General features: G+C 72.7%; 22 protein-coding genes. 9 read left to right on the top strand and 13 right to left on the bottom strand.

Annotation, left to right across the window (positions count from 1 at the left end):
* Positions 1–2: 2 nt before the first annotated feature.
* Entirely contained in the window at positions 3–611 is a 609-nt protein-coding gene (locus AC3EN4_RS24875) for a NuoI/complex I 23 kDa subunit family protein (protein ID WP_435208215.1), read from the bottom strand.
* Positions 612–705: 94 nt separating this feature from the next.
* Here AC3EN4_RS24875 and AC3EN4_RS24870 point away from each other — a divergent pair, with 94 nt between their 5' ends.
* Positions 706–1,281 (top strand): Uma2 family endonuclease, encoded by a 576-nt coding sequence (locus tag AC3EN4_RS24870; protein ID WP_435208214.1) that lies wholly within the window; start codon positions 706–708, stop codon positions 1,279–1,281.
* Here AC3EN4_RS24870 and AC3EN4_RS24865 read toward each other — a convergent pair.
* On the bottom strand, positions 1,262–1,693 hold the full coding sequence (locus AC3EN4_RS24865; protein ID WP_435208212.1) for an ester cyclase: 432 nt from the start codon (positions 1,691–1,693) through the stop codon (positions 1,262–1,264). The genes AC3EN4_RS24870 and AC3EN4_RS24865 overlap by 20 nt on opposite strands.
* Before the next feature lie 80 nt (positions 1,694–1,773).
* Here AC3EN4_RS24865 and AC3EN4_RS24860 point away from each other — a divergent pair, with 80 nt between their 5' ends.
* Complete coding sequence (locus AC3EN4_RS24860) at positions 1,774–2,829, top strand: glutathione S-transferase family protein (RefSeq protein WP_435208211.1); 1,056 nt, start codon at positions 1,774–1,776, stop codon at positions 2,827–2,829.
* A 419-nt stretch (positions 2,830–3,248) separates the two neighbouring features.
* On the opposite strand, the gene AC3EN4_RS24855 is transcribed toward AC3EN4_RS24860, so the two are convergent.
* Both AC3EN4_RS24855 and AC3EN4_RS24850 read right to left on the bottom strand, forming a co-directional pair.
* Complete coding sequence (locus tag AC3EN4_RS24855) at positions 3,249–4,211, bottom strand: complex I subunit 1/NuoH family protein (RefSeq protein WP_435208209.1); 963 nt, start codon at positions 4,209–4,211, stop codon at positions 3,249–3,251.
* Positions 4,211–5,005 carry an NADH-quinone oxidoreductase subunit C gene (locus tag AC3EN4_RS24850; RefSeq protein WP_422736998.1) on the bottom strand — a complete coding sequence of 265 codons (795 nt, stop codon included), beginning with the start codon at positions 5,003–5,005 and terminating at the stop codon, positions 4,211–4,213. Before AC3EN4_RS24850 ends, AC3EN4_RS24855 begins: the two co-directional genes overlap by 1 nt.
* A gap of 145 nt (positions 5,006–5,150) precedes the next feature.
* Between AC3EN4_RS24850 and AC3EN4_RS24845 the strand changes: the two genes are divergently transcribed.
* Positions 5,151–6,197: a glucose 1-dehydrogenase gene (locus tag AC3EN4_RS24845; RefSeq protein ID WP_435208207.1), complete on the top strand. Its 1,047-nt coding sequence runs from the start codon at positions 5,151–5,153 to the stop codon at positions 6,195–6,197.
* A 5-nt stretch (positions 6,198–6,202) separates the two neighbouring features.
* On the opposite strand, the gene AC3EN4_RS24840 is transcribed toward AC3EN4_RS24845, so the two are convergent.
* On the bottom strand, positions 6,203–7,519 hold the full coding sequence (locus AC3EN4_RS24840) for a DUF2252 domain-containing protein (RefSeq protein ID WP_435208205.1): 1,317 nt from the start codon (positions 7,517–7,519) through the stop codon (positions 6,203–6,205).
* Positions 7,520–7,556: 37 nt separating this feature from the next.
* Entirely contained in the window at positions 7,557–8,123 is a 567-nt protein-coding gene (locus tag AC3EN4_RS24835; protein WP_435208203.1) for an NADH-quinone oxidoreductase subunit B, read from the bottom strand.
* A gap of 177 nt (positions 8,124–8,300) precedes the next feature.
* Between AC3EN4_RS24835 and AC3EN4_RS24830 the strand changes: the two genes are divergently transcribed.
* The 4 genes from AC3EN4_RS24830 (at position 8,301) to AC3EN4_RS24815 (ending at position 11,960) form a co-directional block, all read left to right on the top strand.
* On the top strand, positions 8,301–8,837 hold the full coding sequence (locus AC3EN4_RS24830) for an RNA polymerase sigma factor (RefSeq protein ID WP_435208201.1): 537 nt from the start codon (positions 8,301–8,303) through the stop codon (positions 8,835–8,837).
* Positions 8,830–10,035 (top strand): hypothetical protein, encoded by a 1,206-nt coding sequence (locus AC3EN4_RS24825; RefSeq protein WP_435208199.1) that lies wholly within the window; start codon positions 8,830–8,832, stop codon positions 10,033–10,035. Before AC3EN4_RS24830 ends, AC3EN4_RS24825 begins: the two co-directional genes overlap by 8 nt.
* A 163-nt stretch (positions 10,036–10,198) precedes the next feature.
* Complete coding sequence (locus AC3EN4_RS24820; RefSeq protein ID WP_422737004.1) at positions 10,199–10,762, top strand: SigE family RNA polymerase sigma factor; 564 nt, start codon at positions 10,199–10,201, stop codon at positions 10,760–10,762.
* Positions 10,755–11,960, top strand: coding sequence for a hypothetical protein (locus tag AC3EN4_RS24815; RefSeq protein ID WP_435208196.1), 1,206 nt, complete (start codon positions 10,755–10,757; stop codon positions 11,958–11,960). The genes AC3EN4_RS24820 and AC3EN4_RS24815 overlap by 8 nt, the downstream gene beginning before the upstream one ends.
* A gap of 42 nt (positions 11,961–12,002) precedes the next feature.
* Here the strand turns inward: AC3EN4_RS24815 and AC3EN4_RS24810 are convergent, their stop codons facing one another.
* Genes AC3EN4_RS24810 through AC3EN4_RS24800 form a run of 3 tightly spaced genes read right to left on the bottom strand, consistent with a single transcriptional unit; the run spans position 12,003 to position 15,286 of the window.
* Positions 12,003–13,511 (bottom strand): pyridoxal phosphate-dependent decarboxylase family protein, encoded by a 1,509-nt coding sequence (locus tag AC3EN4_RS24810; RefSeq protein WP_435208194.1) that lies wholly within the window; start codon positions 13,509–13,511, stop codon positions 12,003–12,005.
* Between the two features lie 27 nt (positions 13,512–13,538).
* Complete coding sequence (locus AC3EN4_RS24805; RefSeq protein WP_435208192.1) at positions 13,539–14,939, bottom strand: MFS transporter; 1,401 nt, start codon at positions 14,937–14,939, stop codon at positions 13,539–13,541.
* 32 nt (positions 14,940–14,971) lie between these two features.
* A complete protein-coding gene (locus AC3EN4_RS24800) occupies positions 14,972–15,286 on the bottom strand; it encodes an MGMT family protein (protein ID WP_435208190.1) in 315 nt (104 codons plus the stop codon).
* A 13-nt stretch (positions 15,287–15,299) separates the two neighbouring features.
* Between AC3EN4_RS24800 and proB the strand changes: the two genes are divergently transcribed.
* Together proB and AC3EN4_RS24790 are read left to right on the top strand one after the other, a co-directional pair.
* Positions 15,300–16,457, top strand: coding sequence for a glutamate 5-kinase (gene proB / locus AC3EN4_RS24795; protein WP_435208189.1), 1,158 nt, complete (start codon positions 15,300–15,302; stop codon positions 16,455–16,457).
* A gap of 10 nt (positions 16,458–16,467) precedes the next feature.
* Positions 16,468–17,709, top strand: coding sequence for a glutamate-5-semialdehyde dehydrogenase (locus AC3EN4_RS24790; RefSeq protein ID WP_435208187.1), 1,242 nt, complete (start codon positions 16,468–16,470; stop codon positions 17,707–17,709).
* 49 nt (positions 17,710–17,758) lie between these two features.
* On the opposite strand, the gene AC3EN4_RS24785 is transcribed toward AC3EN4_RS24790, so the two are convergent.
* The 4 genes from AC3EN4_RS24785 to AC3EN4_RS24770 all read right to left on the bottom strand — a co-directional run bounded on the left by AC3EN4_RS24785 (position 17,759) and on the right by AC3EN4_RS24770 (position 21,784).
* Positions 17,759–18,646: a prenyltransferase/squalene oxidase repeat-containing protein gene (locus AC3EN4_RS24785; protein ID WP_422740834.1), complete on the bottom strand. Its 888-nt coding sequence runs from the start codon at positions 18,644–18,646 to the stop codon at positions 17,759–17,761.
* 106 nt (positions 18,647–18,752) lie between these two features.
* Complete coding sequence (gene moeZ, locus AC3EN4_RS24780) at positions 18,753–19,934, bottom strand: adenylyltransferase/sulfurtransferase MoeZ (protein ID WP_435208186.1); 1,182 nt, start codon at positions 19,932–19,934, stop codon at positions 18,753–18,755.
* Positions 19,935–20,042: 108 nt separating this feature from the next.
* A complete protein-coding gene (locus AC3EN4_RS24775) occupies positions 20,043–20,870 on the bottom strand; it encodes a DUF3152 domain-containing protein (protein ID WP_435208184.1) in 828 nt (275 codons plus the stop codon).
* Positions 20,871–20,944: 74 nt separating this feature from the next.
* The gene (locus tag AC3EN4_RS24770) at positions 20,945–21,784 is read right to left on the bottom strand and encodes a DUF3152 domain-containing protein (protein ID WP_435208182.1); all 840 of its coding nucleotides are present in this window, start codon (positions 21,782–21,784) and stop codon (positions 20,945–20,947) included.
* Positions 21,785–21,788: the final 4 nt, after the last annotated feature.

Genomic DNA, 21,788 nt, shown 5'->3' with positions numbered 1-21,788 from the left:
TGTCACGACGTCGGGCCCTCGTCGCCGGGGCGTACCGCCGGTGGGACCGACCGCGCGGCCTTGCGCGCGGCGGCGGTCTCCTCCTTTGCCGGCTCGCCGTTGGGATCGTGCGCGGGCGGCGGCGGAACCGTCGCCATCCACTGACCCAGGTGGTCCTTGTCGTGCAGCAGGTCCTTGATGTCGTACTCGGCGTACTCGAACTCCGGCGACCAGTAGAGCGCGTCGAACGGGCAGACCTCGATGCAGATGCCGCAGTACATGCAGAGCGAGAAGTCGATGTCGAACCGGTCGAGCACGTTGCGCTGGCGGGGACGGGCGGCGCCGGGCACCGCCACCTCCTCCTTGTGCGAGTCGATGTAGATGCACCAGTCCGGGCACTCCCGGGCGCAGAGCATGCAGACCGTGCAGTTCTCCTCGGACAGCGCGATCACGCCACGCGAGCGCGGCGGCAGCTCGGGGGCGACGTCCGGGTACTGCTGGGTGGTCGAGCGGCTGGTCATCGTCTTGAGGGTGACCGCCAGGCCCTTCACCAGGCCGGCGCCGGGCAGGCCGCGCTCGCTGACGCCGCCGGCCGGATCGCCGTGCTCGCTGGGGTCGGTCATGTGGACCATCCTGCCCTGTGGCCCCGGCGCGCGCGACCACCACCCACAGGTCCGAGGCGGTACCGTGGTCGCGGGGAGAGCGACGCACCTGGAAGGACACGCCATGACCGCCGCGCTGCAGAGCGACTACCCGCCCGAGAGCGAGTGGACGACTGACGATCTGGACGCGCAGCCCGAGGATGGCCGTCGCCGGGAACTGCTCGATGGAGTGCTGCTGATGTCCCCCTCCCCCACCCGTACCCACCAGAGCATCGCGATGCGTCTCGGTGCCGCGCTCGACGAGGACTGCCCCGACGGCTACGACGTGACCCAGGCGGTCGAGGTTCGGATCAACCGCACCCGCTCCTTCATCCCCGACGTGCTGATCACCACGGCCACCGCCGCGGCTCGCGAGCCGTCGAGGTACGAGCCGCACGAGGTGGTCGTCGCCATCGAGATCGTCTCACCGAGCACCCGCTCGATCGACCGCGTGTTGAAGCCGGCGCTGTACGCCCAGGCTGGCATCCCCTACTACTGGCGGATCGAGACCCTGGGTGGCGATCTGGAGGTCGTGACGTACCGGATCGACGCGGTGAACGAGGTCTACACCGAGACCGGGCGGTGGACGAAGTTCGTCGACACCGGCGAGCCGTTCCCGATCAACCTGCCGATCAGCCGGATCACGCCGCGGAGCCGCTGAGGCCGCCGGCCGGCGGCACCATCTCCACGCCGAGCTGCTGAAGGAGCTGGAGCAGCTCGTTGCAGCTCCACACCTCGATGATCCGGCCGGCGGTGTCGAAGCGCAGGAACGTCGCCCCGGAGTAGCTGACCACCTGCCCGGTCGGCGGAACCGGTCCGAACTGTCCGGCCTGCGTACCGGCTGCCCGCCAGTGCACGGCCACCCGCTCACCCGCCGCGACCACGTCGACGATCTTGTAGCGGAGGTCCGGAAACGCCATCCGGCGCTCGCGGTGCCAGGCCAGCGTCGCCTCCGGGCCCGTCCCGCTCAGCCCGGGGCACTCCTCGGCGATCAGCTCGTACGCCGATTCCTCCCGACGCGCGTTCCACACGTCGGCGATCAAGCGCCGGGCCGCCGTCTCCACATCCGTCATGACGGCAGGGTAGCTCCGGCCAGCACCGGAGACAGCCGAGGTTCGTCCGCGCCGAGCCGGAGCCCCGGATTTCGGCGAGGATGGGGGCGAGGGCAACCGGAGCGGGAAGGGCGGACGACGTGGCGCAGACAGGCGGGAAGTACGTCGAGCCGGGTGGCGAGTTCACCCGGGACCAGCGGTACATCGCCACGCGGATCACCGCGGACGGGCGGGACGGGTACCCGGTGGAGCCGGGCCGCTACCGGCTGGTGGTCAGCCGCGCCTGCCCGTGGGCCAACCGCCTCATCATCGTGCGGCGGCTGCTCGGCCTGGAGGACGTCATCTCGATGGCGATCGCCGGTCCGACCCACGACGCCCGGAGCTGGACCTTCGACCTCGACCCGGGTGGGCGCGACCCGGTGCTCGGCATCGAGCGCCTCCAGGAGGCGTTCTTCGCGCGCTACCCGGACTACGAGCGGGGCATCACCGTTCCGGCGCTGGTGGACGTGCCCACCGGGCAGGTGGTGACCAACGACTACGCGCAGATGAGCCTGGACCTGTCCACCGAGTGGACGCCGTACCACCGCGAGGGCGCCCCGCAGCTCTACCCCGGGCACCTGCGCGAGCAGATCGACGAGGTCAACGACGTGGTGTTCCGGGACGTCAACAACGGCGTGTACCGGTGCGGGTTCGCCGGCAGCCAGGAGGCGTACGACAAGGCGTACCACCGGCTGTTCGACCGGCTTGACTGGTTGACCGAGCGGCTGACCGACCAGCGGTACCTGGTCGGCGACACCATCACCGAGGCCGACGTACGGCTGTTCACCACGCTGGTCCGCTTCGACCCCGTCTACCACGGGCACTTCAAGTGCAACCGGCAGAAGCTGAGCGAGATGCCGGTGCTGTGGGCGTACGCCCGGGACCTGTTCCAGACCCCTGGGTTCGGCGACACCATCGACTTCGACCACATCAAGCGGCACTACTACGAGGTGCACCGCGACATCAACCCGACGGGGATCGTGCCGCTCGGCCCCGACCTGTCGACCTGGCTCACCCCGCACGACCGGGAGAAGCTCGGCGGCCGCCCCTTCGGCGACGGCACCCCGCCCCCACCTCCCGCCGAACCGGTAGACCCCGCCCACACCCCCCTCCCCTAAACCGCGCCTTGCCTCTTTCGACCCCCGTCGATCTTGCACTTTCTGTCGTCGACATGAGTGGATATGCCCCTTATGCCACCGCAGTAAGTGCAAGATCGCGGCACGGTGCACCACCCAGCCTCGTCGATCTTGCACTTTGTGTCGTCGACATGAGCAGGGATGCCCCTTATGCCGCCGCAGAAAGTGCAAGATCGCGGCGCGGTCACCACCGGGCCTCGTCGATCATGGATTTGTGGTGCCTGGTTTGGGGCGTTGGGGGCACCTTGTTACCCACCACGACTCCATGATCGACGGGCGGGCGGGACGGGGCGCTGCTCAGCCCGGGGCGGGGCGCGCGGGGCGGGGGCTTGGGCTGGGCTCGACCCGGGGAGGCGGGGCGGGCGGGGCGGGGCGCGGGCCCGGGGAGGTGGGGCGGGGGGCTAGAGGGCTACGCGGACTGCGGCGGTGAGGACCAGTTGGGCCAGGGCGGCGGGGACCAGGACGAGCCAGCAGAGGCGTTGGAGTTGGTCCTCGCGCAGGCGGGGGTAGGAGACCCGGAGCCAGATGATCACGAAGGCCACGGCGAAGATCTTCAGTAGCGTCCAGAGCCAGCCGAGCTGGTCGTCGGCGAACGGTCCCTGCCAACCGCCCAGGAACAGCACGGTGGTCAGCGCGGCGATGACCACGATGCCGACGTACTCGGCGAGCAGGAAGAACGCGAACCGCAGACCCGTGTACTCGGTCATGTAACCGAACACCAGCTCCGAGTCGGCCACCGGCATGTCGAACGGCGGCCGGCGGATCTCGGCCAGCCCCGCCACGAAGAAAATGATCATCGCGGGCGCCTGCCAGAGCAGCCACCAGGGCTGCCACGCCTCGACGATGCCGGACAGGCTGAGCGTGCCCGCCGCCATCGCCACCGACGCGGCGGCCAACACCAGCGGCAGCTCGTAGCCGAGGAGCTGGGCGGCCCCGCGCAGGCCGCCGAGCAGGCTGTACTTGTTGGCCGACGCCCACGCCGACATCAGCACCGCCACCACCCCGATGCCGACGACGGCCAGCACGAAGAACAGGCCGATGTCCAACGGTTGCCCGACCAAATCGTTCGGGCCGAGCGGGATGACCAGCAGCACCAGCAGGTAGGGCACCAGCGCCACCGCGGGGGCCAGTCGGAACACCGCCCGGTCCGCCTCGCGCGGGGTGATGTCCTCCTTCTGCACGAACTTCACACCGTCCGCCACGAGCTGCGCCCAGCCGTGGAAACCGCCCGCGTACATCGGGCCGAGCCGGCCCTGCATGTGCGCCATCACCTTGTGCTCGGCCTGACCGACCAGCAACGGCAGGGTCAGGAACGCGACCACCACGCCGCCAATCCGGAGCACCAGCTCCACCCAGAGCGGCATCAGGGCGTACCCCCGTCGTGGTCGCCGTCGTCGCGCGCCGCCGGGTCCGCGACCGGCCCGGGCCGCGCGGACCCGGCCGGGCCGTCGGCGGCGCCGGCAGCCCGGGGAGTACGCGCCGGACGGGCCCCCGGCGCGGGCCGCGCCGGACGGTCACCCGCCGGACGGGCCGGGGTGCCGCCGCGCGGCCCCTCCCCCACGCCGGCCGCGCCGGCCGGGGTGGGCGTCGTTCCCCACTCGCCCGGAGCGGGTACGCCCGGCGGGCGGATCGGACGACGGCCGCCGCCGGCCTCCGACTCGCCCGGTTCCTTCGCGCCCGGCCACGGCTTGGCCACCCGGGAGGCGAGCACGAACTCCTTGCGCAGCGGATTGCCCTCGAACTCCGGTGGCAACAGCAGCGGTCGCAGCTCACCGTGCCCGGCGAAGTCGATGCCGAACATCTCGTGGGTCTCCCGCTCGTGCCAGGCGGCGCCGGGGAAGATGTCCACCACCGAGGCCACCGAGGGCGTGTCGCGGGGCACCCGGGTGCGCAGCAGCACGCCGTGCCGCAGCCGCGTCGACCAGAGGTGCGCGACCACGTCGAAGCCCTCGGCCAACTCGTCGACCGCCGACAGCCAGTCGAAGAAGTCGCAGGCCAGCTCGCTGTCGTCGCGGGCCGCGCGGACGGCCGCCGACCAGCTCGCGGCAGGTACGTCGACGGTGGCCCGGGCGAACCGCTGCCCGCCGGAGACCGCCGCGGTCGCCTCGACCGGCGCGAGCAGCGCGACCAGCCGAGCGCCGACCTCTTCTGACGTCATGCCGCTGATCCTAGGGTCTGTTCCACCGGGCCGGTCGAGCCGAGGCGGAGTCCCGGCGGCGATCGAGCCCACGGTCGCCGCCCGGCCAACCGGTGATCTGCCGGCTTTACCGGCGGCGGTCCGGCCGACGGGGAAAGATGAGGGCGTGCGCGCTGTGACGGTGAGACCCGGGGTCGCCAACTCGCTGAGCCTCGTCGAGGATCAGCCGGAGCCGGCGTCCGGGGAGGGCGCCGTCCTGGTCGAGGCGTTGGCCGTGGGCATCTGCGGCACCGATCACGAGATCATCGCCGGCGACTACGGCGAGGCGCCACCGGGCGCGGACCGGCTGGTGATCGGGCACGAGTCGCTGGGCCGGGTGCTCGAGGACCCGACCGGCACCGTGCAACCCGGCGACCTGGTGGCCGGTATCGTCCGGCATCCCGACCCGGTGCCCTGCCCCAACTGCGCCGTCGGCGAGTGGGACATGTGCCGCAACGGGCGGTACACCGAGCACGGCATCAAGGCGCTGCCCGGTTTCGCCCGCGACCGTTGGCGGATCGAGCCGCAGTTCGCGGTCCGCCTCGACCCGGCGCTGGCCCAGGTCGGCGTGCTGTTGGAGCCGACCAGCGTGGTGGCCAAGGCCTGGGACCACATCGAACGGATCGGGCACCGGGCCGAGTGGCAGCCGCAGACCGTCCTGGTGACCGGGGCCGGACCGATCGGGCTGCTGGCGGCGCTGCTCGGCGCCCAGCGCGGGCTCACCGTCCACGTGCTGGACCGGGCCACCGACGGGCCGAAGCCGGAACTGGTCGCCGGGCTGGGCGCCACGTACCACGCGGTGCCGGTCAACGACCTGCCCTTCGAGCCGGATGTCGTGATCGAGTGCACCGGCGCGCCCACCGTCGTCCTGGACGTCATGTGCAAGGCCGCGCCGAACGGGATCGTCTGCCTGGCCGGGGTGTCCAGCGGCGGCCGGACCATCGACTTCGACGCCGGGGCGCTGAACCGGGCGCTGGTGCTGGAGAACAACGTGGTGTTCGGCTCGGTGAACGCCAACCGGCGGCACTGGGACATGGCAGCCGAGGCGCTCTCGCGCGCCGACCAGGTCTGGCTCTCCTCCCTGATCACCCGGCGGGTGCCGGTGAACAGGTACGCCGACGCGTACACCCCCGGGCCGGACGACATCAAGGTGATCCTGGAGTTCGCCTCCTGAACCGGCTAGATCCCCGGTAGCCGGCCGTTGCGGAACAGGTCCACGAAGAGCTGGTGATCCTGCCGGGCGCGCACCCCGTACGCATGCGCGAAGTCCACCAGATGGGTGACGAATCCCGACTCGTCGGCGTCCACCGCCGCGACGATCGCCTCCTCGGTGGAGTAGTCCACCAGGTCGTGGCTGGACTCGTCGTCGGCGACCGAGTGCATCCGGGCCACCGCCCGGCCCAGGTCGACCAGCACCCCGGTCAGCTCGTCCGGCTCGTTGACGTCGGACCAGTCCAGATCGGCGGCGTACGGGGACACCTCGGCGACCAGTTGGCCCGCCCCGTCCAGCTCGGTGAAGCCCAGCCACGGGTCGGCGTGCGCCTGCAACGCCCGCTGCGACTCGGCGGTCCGGTGCCCCTGGTGCCGGAAGTAACCGGCCACCGACTCGTCCGTGCTGTAGCGGGCCACCGCCGGAACCTGCGCCTGCTTCATGTAGATCACCACGTCGTTCTCCAGCGCCTGGGTGTGCCCCTCCAGGAGCAGGTTGTACGACGGCAGCCCCGCCGAGCCGATGCCCACGCCCTTGCGCAGCACCACGTCCTTGATCCGGGCGGCCCCCGGACGCAGCCGGGCCGTGGCGGCGGGCAACGTGCCCAGGTACTCCTCGAAGGCGGCGAGCACCCTGTCCCGGGTCGGGGGGTCGACCTCGAAGATGCCGTCGGTGACGGAGAACCGCCGCTCGTAGTTGTCGACGGTGGTCTGCGCGGCGAGCAGGTCGACCCTCGTGTTGAGGCGGGCCTGTTGGAGCACCCGGCGCAGCACGCCGTCGGCGTTGTCCAGGGTGATCGAGCCGATGGCGTCGTCCCCGCCCGCGGCGATCGCCCGCAGCTCGGTCAGGTAGGCGCGGGCGAAGCCGGTGACCAGCGCACCGATCACCGTGTCGGACAGGGCCTTGCTGTAGCCGAGCAGCGCCACGCTGGCCACGAACCGCCGCAGGTCCCAGGTGAACGGCCCGACGTACGCCTCGTCGAAGTCGTTGACGTTGAAGACCAGTTGCCCGGAGGCGTTCATGTACGTGCCGAAGTTCTCCGCGTGCAGGTCGCCGTGGATCCACACCCGGCCGGTCCGCTCGTCGAGGAAACGGTCGTCGGCGAAGTCGCCACGCTGGTCGGCGTAGAACAGCGCGGCGCTGCCCCGGTAGAAGGCGAACGGCGACGCGGCCATCTTCCGGAACTTGCGGCGGAAGGCCGCCGGGTCGATCGCCATCGACGCGCCGAACTCCGCGTTGAGCACGTCGACGATGTGGTCCGAGCGCTGGTCCCCTGAGCTGCTCATGGTCCGCACGCTAGCGGGCCGGGTCCAGCTCTCGGGGTCAACTCGCGCTGGGTGGGCGTACCGGCGGAGCGGTGAGGGAGTCGACCGAGCGTGGTGCGCTGGCCTCGGCCGGCGCGGCGAGCAGGTCCCGCTGCGGCACGCCGCCGATCCCGGACTGCTCGGCGGCGATCTTCTCCTGAAGGCGCAGGATGCCGTGCAGCAGCGCCTCCGGGCGGGGCGGGCAGCCGGGTACGTAGACGTCGACCGGGATGAGCTGGTCGACGCCCTTGGTGACCGAGTACGAGTCCCAGTAGGGGCCACCGCAGTTGGAGCACGCGCCGAACGAGATGACGTACTTCGGCTCGGGCATCTGGTCGTAGAGCCGCTTGATGGCCGGGGCCATCTTGTCGGTCACCGTGCCGGAGACGACCATGAGGTCGGCCTGTCGGGGGCCGTGGGCGAACGGGATCACGCCGAGCCGGATGAAGTCGTGCCGGCCCATGCTGGTGGCGATGAACTCGATCGCACAACAGGCCAGGCCGAAGTTGAACACCCAGAGCGAGTAGCGGCGCCCCCAGTTCAGCACGAACCGGATCGGCTCACCGAGCACTGCCGGTAGCTGCACGGACGTCCCCTCTCCTCGCCTCACAGTGAATCACAGCCGGTTGTCACGGACCGGACAGGCAACCCCACCGGTTTCGACCGCAACCGGTGGGCACGGCCGAGTGTGTGACCGGTGCTGGCGAACACGCCGCTGCGGCCACCACGGGGAGGACGAGTGCTTGTGACAGGAGAAGTACGGGTGGGCGGCCCGCCCCCCGACCCGCCGGGAAGCCCTCTCCCCGCGACCGCCGAACTGGTCTTCGACGACTTCTACCACGCGCACTTCCGGTCCCTGGTGGTGCAGCTCACCGCGTACACGGGTGATCGTGGGCAGGCGCAGGACCTGGTTCAGGAGGCGTTCTGCCGGGCGTACACCCACTGGAGTCGGCTCGCCCGGTACGACGATCCGCTGGCCTGGGTCCGCCGGGTCGCCTGGAACCTCGGCCACAACCGTTGGCGGCGGCTGCGCACCGCGCAGGCCTGGCTGCTGCGGCAACGGGAGACCCACGTCGCCGAGCCGAGCCCGGACCGGGTCGCCCTCGACACCGCGCTGGCCAAGTTGCCACCGAAGCAGCGCCGGGCCGTCGTACTGCACTACCTCGCCGACCTGACCGTCGCCGAGATCGCCGCCCAGGAACGGGTCGCCGAGGGGACCGTCAAGTCCTGGCTGCACCGGGGCCGGGCGGCCCTCGCGACGCACCTGCGCGACACCACCGAGGAGGTGCGAGATGTCTGAGCAGGAGATCCTCGACCTCGCCGAAGAATTCGCCCACTACCGCCGTACCGTGCTGGCGGAGGTCGAGGTGCCCGGGCCCGCCGCCGTGCGGCGGACCGCACGGGGACGCGGCCGTCGCCGGCTGGGCACCTACACCGCGACGGTGCTCGCGCTGTTCGGCGGGGCCGCCGTCGGGTACGCGGCGATGAACGGCCCCGATCGCGAGCCGGGCCCGGTCGACCCCACCCCGACCATCTCCGCCTCGCCCACCCCGAGCGGCTCGGCGAGCCCGGCCCCCAGCCCGTCCCTGACGAGCGGCAGCCCGACCGCCACCGCACCGGGCGGGAAGATCAGCCGAGCCCAACTGCTCGCCGCGTCGGTGACCCTGCCCGCGTGGCGCGCCGGTCCGGGCTGCTCCACGTCGGGCATCCGGCTCAGCGCTGACGACCGCGAGGAGGCCAACTGGCTGGTGGCGTTCGACCAGGGGGACGTCGACGGGGACGGCGTCCAGGAGGCGGTGGCCCTGGTGCAGTGCGTGCTCGGCACCGGCGGGCCCATGCAGGTGGTCGCCTTCGACCGGGACCAGCAGGGCAGGATCGTCACGCTGGGCCGGGTGGTCGCGACGAGCATCGACAAGCCGCAGTGGTTGTTCGCCCTGGATGTGGTGGACGACGGCACCGTACGGGTGCAGGTCGGCGACATCGCGCCCGGTGGCGGCTGGCCCGGTGAGTGGTCGCAGCGACAGTGGCGTGGCTACCGCCTCAAGGGCGGGTCCTTCGCGCAGGTCTCCGGGCCGACGAGCTTCGGGCCGAACCCGCACGACGTCAACCTCGTCGTCAGCGCCACGAACCTGGTGCTGACCGACGCGCCGGACGGCTCCCGGACCGGCACGATCACCGTGCGGGTCCGCAACGGGGGCAACGAACCCGCCGCCTACGTGGCCCTGCGGATCGGCCTGCCGGAGGCGGTCCGGCCGGACGGCGCCGGCTGGGCGGCCTGCCGCGACGACCCGGCGAAGACCGGGTCGCCGGTGACCTGCGACCTGAACAAGCTCGGGGCCGGCAAGGAGGTCCGGCTCACGCTGGGTTTCCGGGTCGCTGCGGGCACCACGGTCGGCACGGGCAAGGCCGACGTGGACGTCCGCCCGATGAACGCGAGCTTCGACTTCGTGGAGGAGGTGTACGACCCCGACAACACGGTGGTGATCACCTACCGGTGAGTCCGGACCGGGCCGCGCTCACCCGAGCGCGGCCCGGTCGCCCTGCCACCGGCGTCGCGCCCCGACTGTCGGATACGCGGCCGGCCGGGCCGCAACCAGGGGCCGCGCAGCGGAGTGTTACCGGCGCCCAGGGCACCGGCCCGGCGGCACACGGGGAGGGGCAGTGACAGCAACGATGGGAGCCCGCGCCAACGAACCACCGGCGCCGCTGACGGCCCAGAGGGCGGATTCGGCGGCGATCCCGTTCGACGACTTCTACCACGCGCACTTCCGGAGCGTCACCGCCCAACTCTGCGCGTACACCGGGGATCTGGGCCACGCGCAGGATCTCGCCCAGGAGGCGTTCTGCCGGGCGTTGGCCCGCTGGGACCGCCTGGTCCGGTACGACGATCCGGTGGCCTGGGTCCGCCGGGTCGCCTGGAACCTGGCCCGCAGCCGCTGGCGTCGGCTCCGTACGGCCCGCAACCACCTGCTGCGGCAGCGACGCGTCGAGGCCGAGGTGGACGGTCCGACGCCGGACCGGGTGGCCATCGACGCGGCACTCACGCAACTGCCTCCCCACCACCGGCGGGCCGTCATCCTGCACTACCTGGCCGACCTGTCGGTCAGTCAGATCGCCCTCCAGGAAGGCGTGGCCGAGGGCACCGTGAAGTCCTGGCTGCACCGGGGCCGGACCGCCCTGGCCGGACTGCTGGACGAGAACACCGAGGGGGTGTCCGATGTCTGATCTCGACCCGCGGCTGCGCGAGCGGTTGACCGCATACCGCATGGACGTCACCGCCCGGGCCGTCGGCCCCGGTCCGGACCAGGCCCGACGCACCCTGCGCCGCCGCCGGCGGACGAGGGTCGTGGCGGTCGCCGCGGCCGCGGTCGTGCTGGTGCTGGCACCGGTCGTCGCCAACGCCGCGCTGAAGGGTGACCGGACGCCACCGGTGCCGGCGGAGTCCGTCGACCCGACACCCCCGCCGACCACCGCGCCGCCCACCACGCCGTCCACCACCCCGTCGCCGGATTCCCCGCCGTCCGCCGAATCCGGCGCCCCGGACGGCCGGATCAGCCGGCAGCAACTGCTCGCCGCCCGGCTGGACCTGCCGGACTGGCCGTCGCTCGTGCCGTCGACCTGCACCACGTCCGACGTACGGCTGGCGACCAGCGCGAACAAGGACGCCGTCCCGCTGCTCACCGACGTGCAGGTGGCCCACGCCGACCTGGACGACGACGGCGCGCAAGAGTCGGTCGCCCTGGTCGCCTGCCGCTACGGTGAGGCGTTCGCGAAGCAGGTCATCGCCTTCGACCGGGACGACAGTGGGCGGATCGTGACGCTCGGCCGGGTCGTCCGGACCACCAACGGGGTGCAGGACATCGTCGGGCTGAGCGTCACCGCGGCCGGTGCCGTCCAGGTGCGGGTGGCCGACCTACAGCCCTGCTGCGACACCCCTTCCTACTGGCCACAGGAACAGCAGCGCACCTACCGGTTCACGGGTGGCCGGTTCACCCAGACCGGCGGCCCCACCGCGTTCGGCAAGGATCCCCGCCTCACCGACCTGCGGTTGACCATGACCCACACGCTCGTCGACGCCCCGGACGGCCGCACGCTCACCACCGTCTTCACGGTCCGCAACGCGGGGAAGGTCGACGCGGCGCAGGTCGAGTTCCGGGGCTTCGACGTGGGTGAGCCGGCCGGCGGCGACTGGTCCCGGTGCGATACAAAGGCCGCAGCGGCGGACGACAACCAGTCGTGCCGCCTGCCGGGGGTGCCGGCCGGTGAGTCCCGGCGGTACACCTTCGTCCACCTGGTGCCCGACCGGTCGGGCGCCGCCGCGATGAAGCGCACCTTCCACGTCGTGCACTTCGACGCACAGGACCGCCAGTGGCGCGACCTCGACGACAAGAACAACCAGGCGCAACTGCCCGGCGTGCTCTGAGCCGGCCGGTGCCCCATCCCGAGCGGGGTGGGGCACCGGCGTTCAGACGGCCGGATCCCAGGTGGGGCGTTGCAGGAGCCCGACGAACTCGACGAGCAACCGTTCGCGCAGCGCCGGCGGGGCGGCGTCGAGCAGCGTGTTGACGACCGCCATCCGATCCGGCAGCGGACCGGCGGCGTCGCCGTCACCGCCCAGGCCCAGCCCGGCGGCCAGGCCGGCCACCACCTCCGGCGTCAGGGCCTCGGGGGTGAGGGCGCCGAGCAGGGACGCCAGTTCGGCGGGCAGTTGCACCGGGCCGGTCGCGCGGGCCGCCGCCACCGCGGCGGCCAGATCCGGTCCGAACTCGGCCACCCGGGGCGCCACCGAAGCGGTCACCGTGAGATGGACACTGGCCGGCAGATCGGCGTACGACAGCTGGGGCTGGGTGTGCCAACCCCGGGCGGTCAGCTCGTCGACCAGCACGAACAGGTCGGGACCGCCCTCGGTGGCGGTGAAGCAGACCACCGTGGACTCCGGCTCGGCCATCAGCCGCAGCCCGTTGACGGCGCGGACCGCGTCGGCCAGGGCCGCGACCGCGTCCCGGGTGGTGGCGGCCAACCGCAGGTAGCCGGCGTCGCCGAGGTGCCGCAGGGTGGCGTACGCGGCGGCGATCGGTCCGCCCGAGCGGGTCGAGGCGATCACCGGGTTGATCATCGTGTACCCGGGCCAGTCGGCGTACGCGAAGTACTGCGGCGCGCGGCCGGCGGCGTCCCGGTGCAGCAGCACCGACACGCCCTTCGGCGCGTACCCGTACTTGTGCAGGTCGACCGAGATGGACGTGACACCGGGGACGGTGAAGTCGAACGCCGGCACCGGCGCGCCGAGGCGACGCAGGTACGGCAGGGTCCAACCACCGAAGCAGGCGTCGACGTGGCAGCGCACCCCGGCCTCGGCGGCGACGGCGGCGATCTCGGCGACCGGGTCCACCACCCCGTGCGCGTACGACGGCGCGGAGCAGGCGACCAGTACCGTGTCCGGCCCGATCGCGGCGGCCATCGCGGCGGGTTCGGGCCGCAGCGTGTCCGGCGAGACCGGCACCACGTCCAGCGCCACCCGCAGGTAGTGCGCCGCCTTGGCGAACGCGGCGTGCGCCGTCGACGGCACGACGATCCGAGGCGCGGCGATCTCCGGGTGGGCGTCCCGGGCCGCCTTGACGGCGAGGATCAGCGACTCGGTGCCACCGCTGGTGACGCTGCCGACCACGTCCGGCGCGCTGGTGCCCGGGCCGCCGCCGAGCACCCGGCCGGCCGCGCCGACGAGCGCGTTCTCCATGGCCAGCAGGGACGGGAACGCGGTCGGGTCGAGCCCGTTGACGTGGGCACTCTCGGAGTGCGCGGCGGCCGCGAGGTCGTCGAGCCCCGGCACCGCCGGGTCGTACACGTAAGCGAACAGCCGCCCGCCGTGGGTGGGCCGGTCGCCAGCCCGCAGCCGCCGAACCTCGTCCAGCGCCTGCTCCGCGCTGACCCCGTCCCGGGACAGCGCGCCCGCGTCAACCCTGCTCTCGTCGATCATGGATTTGTGGTGCCCTTCTCGTGACGGTCAACGGCTTTCGTCCCCCACCACGACTCCATGATCGACCCGGGGAGTGACCCCGGGAGTGGGGGTGGGGAGGGTGTAGTGGCGGAGTAGGGGGATGGGTCCAGCTATCAGCAGGGCCGGGATCAGGGTGAAGCCGAGCAGGACGCCGAGCCGCGCCGTGTCGGACTGGGCGGCCGACGTGCCGGTGTCGGAGGAGACGTAGCCGGAGACCTGGAGCACGAGGCCGTAGATGCCGGGGCCGAGAGCCAGGCCGAAGGTCTCCCCGGCGGTCCACAGGCCGGTGAAGACACCCGCCTGCCGGCGGCCGGTACGCGCCGTGTCGTACGCGATGCAGTCCGGGAGCATGGCCAGCGCGAACACCTGCTGCCCGGCGTACCCGACGCCGAGCACGGCGACCACCAGGTAGACCACGACCGGGGGCAGCACCGGGGCGGCGACCAGGGCGAGCGCCCCGGCGGCGAGGATCAACCCGGCGGTGACCAGGGCGGCCCGCTTGCCCAGCCGGGCGCCGACCCGGGCCCAGAGCGGCATCACCAGCAGGGCCGGCCCGACGAAACAGGCGAAGAGCAGCGTCGGCCCGTTCCGGTCGTCGCGCAGGATCTGCCCGGCGAAGTAGTTGACCCCGGCGAGGATGGTCGCCACCCCCACGGACTGCACCACGAAGCAGATCAGCAGCGCCCGGAACGGCCGGTTGGCCCCGGCCACCGCGAGTTGGGCACGCAGCGACGGTTCACTGACGCCGACCGCGCCAGCGGGTGCGGACCGGGTGCCGAGGAACGCGCCGAGCGCGCCGACGGCGATGAGCGCCGCCACGAACAGGCCCATCCAACGATGCCCGGGCAACCCGTCGCCGCCGGCCGTCACCACCAGCGGAGCGACCGCGCCGGAGATCAGGATGGCCAGCGCCAGCAGGGCGATCCGCCAGGTCATCAGCCGGGTGCGTTCGGTGTGGTCGCCGGTCATCTCGGCGGGCATCGCCATGTACGGGACCTGGAAGAAGGCGAACGCGGTGGCCGTGGCCAGGAAGGCGAACGCCACGTACGCCGCGGCGGCCGGCCCGTTGTCGAACGGCGCGGCGAAGATCGCCGCGAAGAGCACGGCGAGCGCGAGACCGGCGACGAGCAGGTACGGCCGGCGTGCGCCCCAGCGCGACCGGGTGCGATCGGAGATCCGGCCGGCGACCGGGTTCACCAGCACGTCCCACGCCTTGGGCAGCAGCACCAGCAGGGCGGCCATCCCGGCGGCGACGCCGAGCGTGTCGGTCAGGTAGGGCAGCAACAGCAGGCCGGGCACGGTGCCGAACGCGCCGGTTGCCAGCGAGCCGAGCGCGTATCCGACGTGCACCGGGCGGGGCAGCCGACCGGTGGCGGGCAGGCCGGCAGCACCCGGCGGCTGGTTCATGGGGCCGAATGTTACTCACGTTATGGCGGGGGTCACATCCCCTCCTCGGGCGACCAGCCGGCCGCCGCGATGTCCACCCCAGAACCGCGCAACGGCGTCCCCTCGGCCCGCAGTCGGGCCCGCGCCTCGCGCTCGTGCCCCGGCGGCAACCGGCCACCCGCGGTCACCACCCGGTGCCAGGGCACCGAGCTGCCGTGCCGGGCCATGATGCCGCCCACCAGTCGCGCGGAGGAGCGACCCGAGCGTTCGGCCAGCGCGTCGGCGACCGCGCCGTACGACATCACCCGACCCTCCGGAATCCGCTCCACGAGGTCCAGTACCGCCTCGACGTACTCGTCAGGAGTCACAATCGGCCACCATATGGGAACGCCACCGGACCACGCGGGCGTGACCACGCAGAATGGGCGGGTGCGCGACGCAGTCACGGCCGCTCGGCGGATCGTCGTCAAGATCGGATCCTCCTCGTTGACCACCGCGACCGGCGGGCTGGCCGACGAGCGGGTCGACGCGCTCGTCGACACCCTGGGCCGGCTCGGCGCCGAGGGCCGCGAGGTCGTGCTGGTCTCCTCCGGCGCGATCGCCGCCGGCCTCGCCCCGCTCGGCCTGACCCGACGTCCGCGCGACCTGGCCACCCAGCAGGCCGCCGCCAGCGTCGGTCAGGGCCTGCTGATCGGCAGGTACGCGGCCAGCTTCGCCCGGCACGGTCGCACCGTCGGCCAGGTGCTGCTCACCGTCGACGACGTGACCCGCCGGGCGCACTACCGCAACGCGTACCGCACCCTGCGCAAACTGCTCGACCTGCGGGCGGTGCCGATCGTCAACGAGAACGACACGGTCGCCACCGAGGAGATCCGGTTCGGCGACAACGACCGGCTGGCCGCCCTGGTGGCCGCCCTGGTGCACGCCGACCTGCTGGTGCTCCTCTCAGACGTGGACGCGCTCTGGACCGGCGACCCGGCCCGCCCGCAGTCGGTACGGATCGCCGAGGTGCGTGGCGAGGAGGATCTCGCCGGGATCACCATCGGCGGCGCCGGCCGGTCCGGCGTCGGCACCGGCGGCATGGTGACCAAGGTCGAGGCGGCCCGGATCGCCACCGGCTTCGGCATCCCCGTGGTGCTCACCTCCGCCGACCTGGCCGCGCCGGCGCTGACCGGTGAAGCGGTCGGCACCCTGTTCCACCCGCAGCGGCAACGGCCGACGGCCCGGCTGTTCTGGCTGGCCCACGCCACCTCGCCCCGGGGTCGCCTGCACCTGGACCCGGGCGCGGTGGCCGCCGTCGTCGGGCGGCGCAAGTCGCTGCTGCCGGCCGGGATCACCGCCGTGGACGGCACCTTCACCGCCGGCGACCCGGTGGACCTGGTCGACACCGCCGGCGCACCGGTCGCCCGTGGCCTGGTCAACTACGACGCGGTGGAGCTGCCCGGGCTGCTCGGCCGCTCCACCTCCGAACTCGCCGCGGCGCTCGGCCCGGCGTACGAACGGGAGGTCGTCCACCGCGACGACCTCGTACTGCTCTGAGGAGTCGATGATGAGCGTCGCCGAACAGGCGCGGCGGGCGCGGGAAGCCGCCGCCGACCTGGCCGTGGCCACCCGTACCGTCAAGGACGCCGCGCTGGTCGCGATGGCCGACGCGCTGGTGGCGCGTACCCCGGAGATCCTGACCGCGAACGAGGCGGACCTGGCGGCCGGGCGCGAGGCCGGGCTGAGCGCGGCCGTGCTGGACCGGCTCGCCCTCGACGAGGGCCGGGTGGCCGGCATCGCCGGCGCGCTGCGCGAGATGGCCGCGCTGCCCGACCCGGTCGGCGAGGTGGTCCGGGGGTCCACTCTGCCCAACGGCCTGGAGTTGCGGCAGATCCGGGTGCCGTTCGGGGTGGTCGGCATCATCTACGAGGCGCGGCCCAACGTGACGGTGGACGCGGCCGGCATCTGCCTCAAGTCCGGCAACGCGGCGCTGCTGCGCGGGTCGTCGTCGGCCGCGCACTCGAACGCCGCGCTGGTCGCGGTGCTGCGCGACGCGGTCGCCGAGGCCGGTCTGCCGGCCGACGCGGTGCAATTGCTCGACGCCGCCTCACGCGACTCGGTGAAGGAGCTGATGCGCGCCCGAGGGCTTGTCGACGTGCTCATCCCGCGCGGTGGCGCGTCGCTGATCCGCACCGTGGTCGAGGAGTCGACGGTGCCGGTGATCGAGACCGGGGTGGGCAACTGCCACGTCTACGTCGACGCCGCCGCCGACGTGGCAAAGGCGGTCGCGGTGACGTTGAACGCCAAGACGCAACGGCTGTCCACCTGCAACACCGCCGAGTCGCTGCTGGTGCACGCGGACGTCGCCGACGCGTTCCTGCCGCCGATGCTGGCCGCGTTCGCCGAGGCCGGGGTGACCGTGCACGGCTCCCCCGAGGTGGCCGCCCACTCGGCCGCCGTGGTCCCGGCCACCGAGGAGGACTACGCCACGGAGTACCTGTCGGCGGACATCTCGGTGGCGGTGGTCGACTCGCTGGACGCGGCGGTCGCGCACATCCGCCGCTTCGGCACCGGGCACACCGAGGCGATCATCACCGACTCGACGACGGCCGCCCGCGCGTTCGTCGCCCGGGTGGACGCGGCAGCGGTGATGGTGAACGCGTCGACCCGGTTCACCGACGGCGGCGAGTTCGGCTTCGGCGCGGAGATCGGCATCTCCACCCAGAAACTGCACGCCCGGGGGCCGATGGGCCTGCCCGAGCTGACCAGCACCAAGTACGTCGTCACCGGGGACGGGCACGTGCGCTAGGGCCTGTCGGCCACGGACGGGCGGCCGTGCGCCACGGCGCGTCGGCCGCTCAGGCGGCTGCGGACGGGCGGCAGGCCCGGATGGCGGAGAGCGTGGAGTGCACGTCGAACTGGTGGCCGTCGTCGCTCTCCCAGCCACCGTCGCTGCGCTGGGTCTCGGCGAGCCGGCGCAGGGCGCGCACCATGACCCAGTCGTGGGCGTCGATGCCGACCCGGCGCAGCGTGGCCGCCAGCCAGGCCACGTCGCCGGCCGACATGGTGGCCATCCGTTCGGCGAGCACCACCTGGATGCGCGCCGATTCCTGGAACATGTCCTGACGGTGCAGGACGGCCGCGCCCAGCCAGCCGGCGGCGAGGAACGACGGCCAGCTCCCGTCCGGGCGCAGCCGCGCGACGATCGACTGGGCGGCGGCCTGCACCACACCGGCGTACGCCCCACCGACCCGGTGGTCGAGCGGACCCGAGGCGCGGGCGTCCAGGCCGGCGACGGTGAGCCAGAAGCCGGCGTTGGTGGTCAGGAAGAGTTTCGCCTCGGGGTCGCCGGGGCGGGCCCACTCGGGTGCCGAGCCGGCCAGCGAGAGGTCTTCGTCCCAGCCACCGTCGGGCTGCTGCCGGGACGCCAACCAGTCCAGAGCCCGGCGGGCGGCGGGACGGCCCAGCGCGCCGAGGTCGTCCAGCTCGCCGAGGCGGAAACAGGTGGCGTCGACCGAGGCGACCTCACCGCCCCAGGTCGCCGGCCAGCCACCGTCGGGCGACTGGCCGACCTCGGCCGCGTCCAACAGCTCGGGCGGTGCGGGCGTACCGTTGCGCAGCCAGGACAGGCGGGCGCGTTCCACCGCGTCACCGTGCGCCACGACGAACCCGATCGCGGCTTCCAAGTCGACCACGGCGGAGACGCTACCTGCGCAGACGCGATCCCGCCTCGGGGAATCGGCCAGCCGGAAATGGCTGCGTCGCTCGGCCCGCGGGTCTGGTCGGAGCCATCTGCGTCGATTGACGCGACGGGTCGGAGCCGGGACGGCAGGGCCGCCCCGGCTCCGCCGGTCAGTACGCGGGCAGCGACGGGTCGATCTGCTTGATCCAGGAGAGCACGCCACCCTGCACGTGCACGGCGTCACGGAATCCGGCCGACTTCAGCGCGGCGAGCGCCTCGGCGGAGCGGACGCCGGACTTGCAGTGCAGCACGATCTGCTTGTCCTGCGGGAGCTTGGCGAGGGCCTCGCCGGAGATGATGTCGCCCTTGGGGATCAGGGTGGCGCCGGGGATCCGCACGATCTCGTACTCGGCCGGCTCGCGCACGTCGACGAGGAAGATGTCCTTGCCGGCGTCCTGCCACTCCTTGAGCTCCAGGGCGGTGATGGTCGAGTCGAGCGTCGCCTCCTGCGCCTCGACCGAGACCGCGCCGCAGAAGTCCTCGTAGTCTTCCAGCAGGTCGGTGACGGTCGGGTTCTCGCCGCAGAGCACGCAGTTCGGGTCCTTCCGGACCTTGATCTTGCGGTACTCCATCTCCAGGGCGTCGTAGACCATGAGCCGACCCACGAGCGGCTCGCCGATGCCGGTGAGCAGCTTGATCGCCTCGTTCACCTGGATCGACCCGATCGACGCGCAGAGCACGCCGAGCACGCCGCCCTCGGCGCAGGAGGGGACCATGCCGGGCGGCGGCGGCTCCGGGTAGAGGCACCGGTAGCAGGGGCCGTGCTCGGCCCAGAACACCGACGCCTGACCGTCGAAGCGGTAGATCGAACCCCAGACGTACGGCTTGCCGAGCAGCACCGCCGCGTCGTTGACCATGTAGCGGGTGGCGAAGTTGTCGGTGCCGTCGACGATCAGGTCGTACTGGGCGAAGATCTCGCGGACGTTCTCCCGGTCCAACGCGGTGTTGTGGATCTCCACGTTGACCAGCGGGTTGATCTCACGGATCGACGCGGCGGCGGACTCGGCCTTGGACCGGCCGACGTCGGACACCCCGTGGATGACCTGACGCTGGAGGTTGGACTCGTCGACGGTGTCGAAGTCGATGATGCCGAGCGTGCCCACCCCGGCAGCGGCCAGGTACAGCAGGGCGGGTGAGCCGAGGCCACCGGCGCCGACACAGAGCACCCGGGCGTTCTTCAGCCGCTTCTGCCCGGCCACCCCGACGTCCGGGATGATCAGGTGGCGCGAGTAGCGGCGGATCTCGTCAACGGTCAGCTCGGCGGCGGGCTCGACGAGCGGGGGCAACGACACGGTGGACTCCCCGGGATCGGCGGTGTGAACCGCGCCATTGTTGCTCGCCGGGGCCCCGCTCGGCCATGAGGGAGGACACGTGGTCCGCGATGCGGGAGCGGGAATAACTCAGGGAACGATGTCGCCCGCGTAGCGACGGCCGTCGAGGTAGGGCCAGGCGTTGGCCACGCAGCCGTGCAGCCCGTACGTCTGTTGCTGCATCACCGGCGCGGGCTCGCCCGGCCCGGGGCACGCCTCGTGCTCCGCGCCGAACTCGTGGCCGACCTCGTGGTTGATCACGTAGGTGCGGTACGTCTCCAGCGGCGCGCCGTAGTCGGGCACCGCCTCCTGCCAGCGGGCCAGGTTGATGATGACCCGGCCGGGCAGCCGGCAGGACGTGTACCGCTCGGTGGTCAGCCCGCCCTCGGCGCACATCCGCTCCGAGGTGACCGGGGTGGCGAGGTAGATGGTGAAGTCGGCGGCCCGCGCGTCGGCCACCCGCTGCACGCGTAGCTCGCCGGAGGCGATCCAGCTACGCGGGTCGGCCAGCACCTCGTCCACCCGCGCCGCGAAGGCGTCGGCGTCCTGGCCGCTGTCGCGCTCGACCACGACCCGGTACCGGCGCAGCGGCCCGTCCTCGCCGTGCACGACCGTGCCCCCGTCGGCGGCGGTGAACCGTCCCGCGCCGACCGACGGGTAGTCGCTGGGTACCGGGTGGGCCGCCCCGCCGCCCACGCCCATGCCGCCGTCGGTCGGGGTGACCGGTGCGTCGGCCGGCTCCTCGCCTCCCCGGGCCACGGTCACGCCAACGGCGGTGGCGAGGACGAGAAGCCCGAGCAGCACGGCGCGTCGACGACGACGGCGCATCCGGGTGAGCGTGGGACGTACGCCCTCGTCCGCCGACCCCACCGATGGGTCGGGCGGCTCGGGCGGGCCGTAAGGGGACGACGGCATCATGACGTCCAGCGTGCCAGACTATTCGGTCAATTCTCCGCTTTTCCCGCCTATTACCGCAATACGTCTGAGCGGTCTCAGAGTGCCGGCCCGGCGTAGCGCCGACCGTCGACGTACGGCCACGGATTGGCCCGACACCCGTTGAGGAAGAGGGTCTGCTGCATCATCACCGGCGCCGGGCGTCCCGCGCCCGGGCAGCGCTCGTGGTGGTGACCGAGCTGGTGACCGACCTCGTGGTTGACCACGTACGTCCGGTACACCGACAGCGGCACCCGCGCCGAGACGTAGTGCGGCACCGACAGCCGCCACCGGTCCAGGTTGACGATCACCTGACCGGGCGCGCGGCAGGAGGTGTACGGCCGTCCGCCGACCCGGATGTCCACGCCACCCGCGGCGCACATCCGGCCCGCCGTACGGGCGGTCGCCAGGTAGACGGTGAAGTCCCGGGGAGCGTCCCCGGGCACCTGTTGCAACCGCAGTCGACCGCTGTCGACCCAGCTACCCGGCCCGGTGAGCGCCACCTGGACAGCCTGCGCGAACGCACCCGCGTCCTCGTCGCTGCCCGACTCGACCGCCACCCGGTAGCGACGCAGCCCGCCCGCACGGCCCAGAACCGGACCGGACCGGTCGTCGTACTCGAACCGGCCGGTCCCCGCGCTCGGGACCACACCGGACATCTTCAGCACCGGCGGCGTGCTCGGCGACGCCGCCACCGTGGCGCTCGGCGACGGGCTGACCGACTCCGGCAGCGGCCCCGCCACCAGCGGCGGCGCGGCGGCCTCCTCGGCGGTCAGCCGATCGGACGGCTCCCCCCGCTCCTCGGCGACCACGGTCACGGCCGCGCCGATCGCCAGCACCACCGCCACCAGCTGGGCGATCAGTGCGAAGCGTCGGTGGCGGGGAGCGGATCTGAACATCCGG

The sequence above is a fragment of the Micromonospora sp. bgisy143 genome, from assembly GCF_057708145.1.
This window is presented reverse-complemented; position numbering and strand designations above follow the sequence as displayed.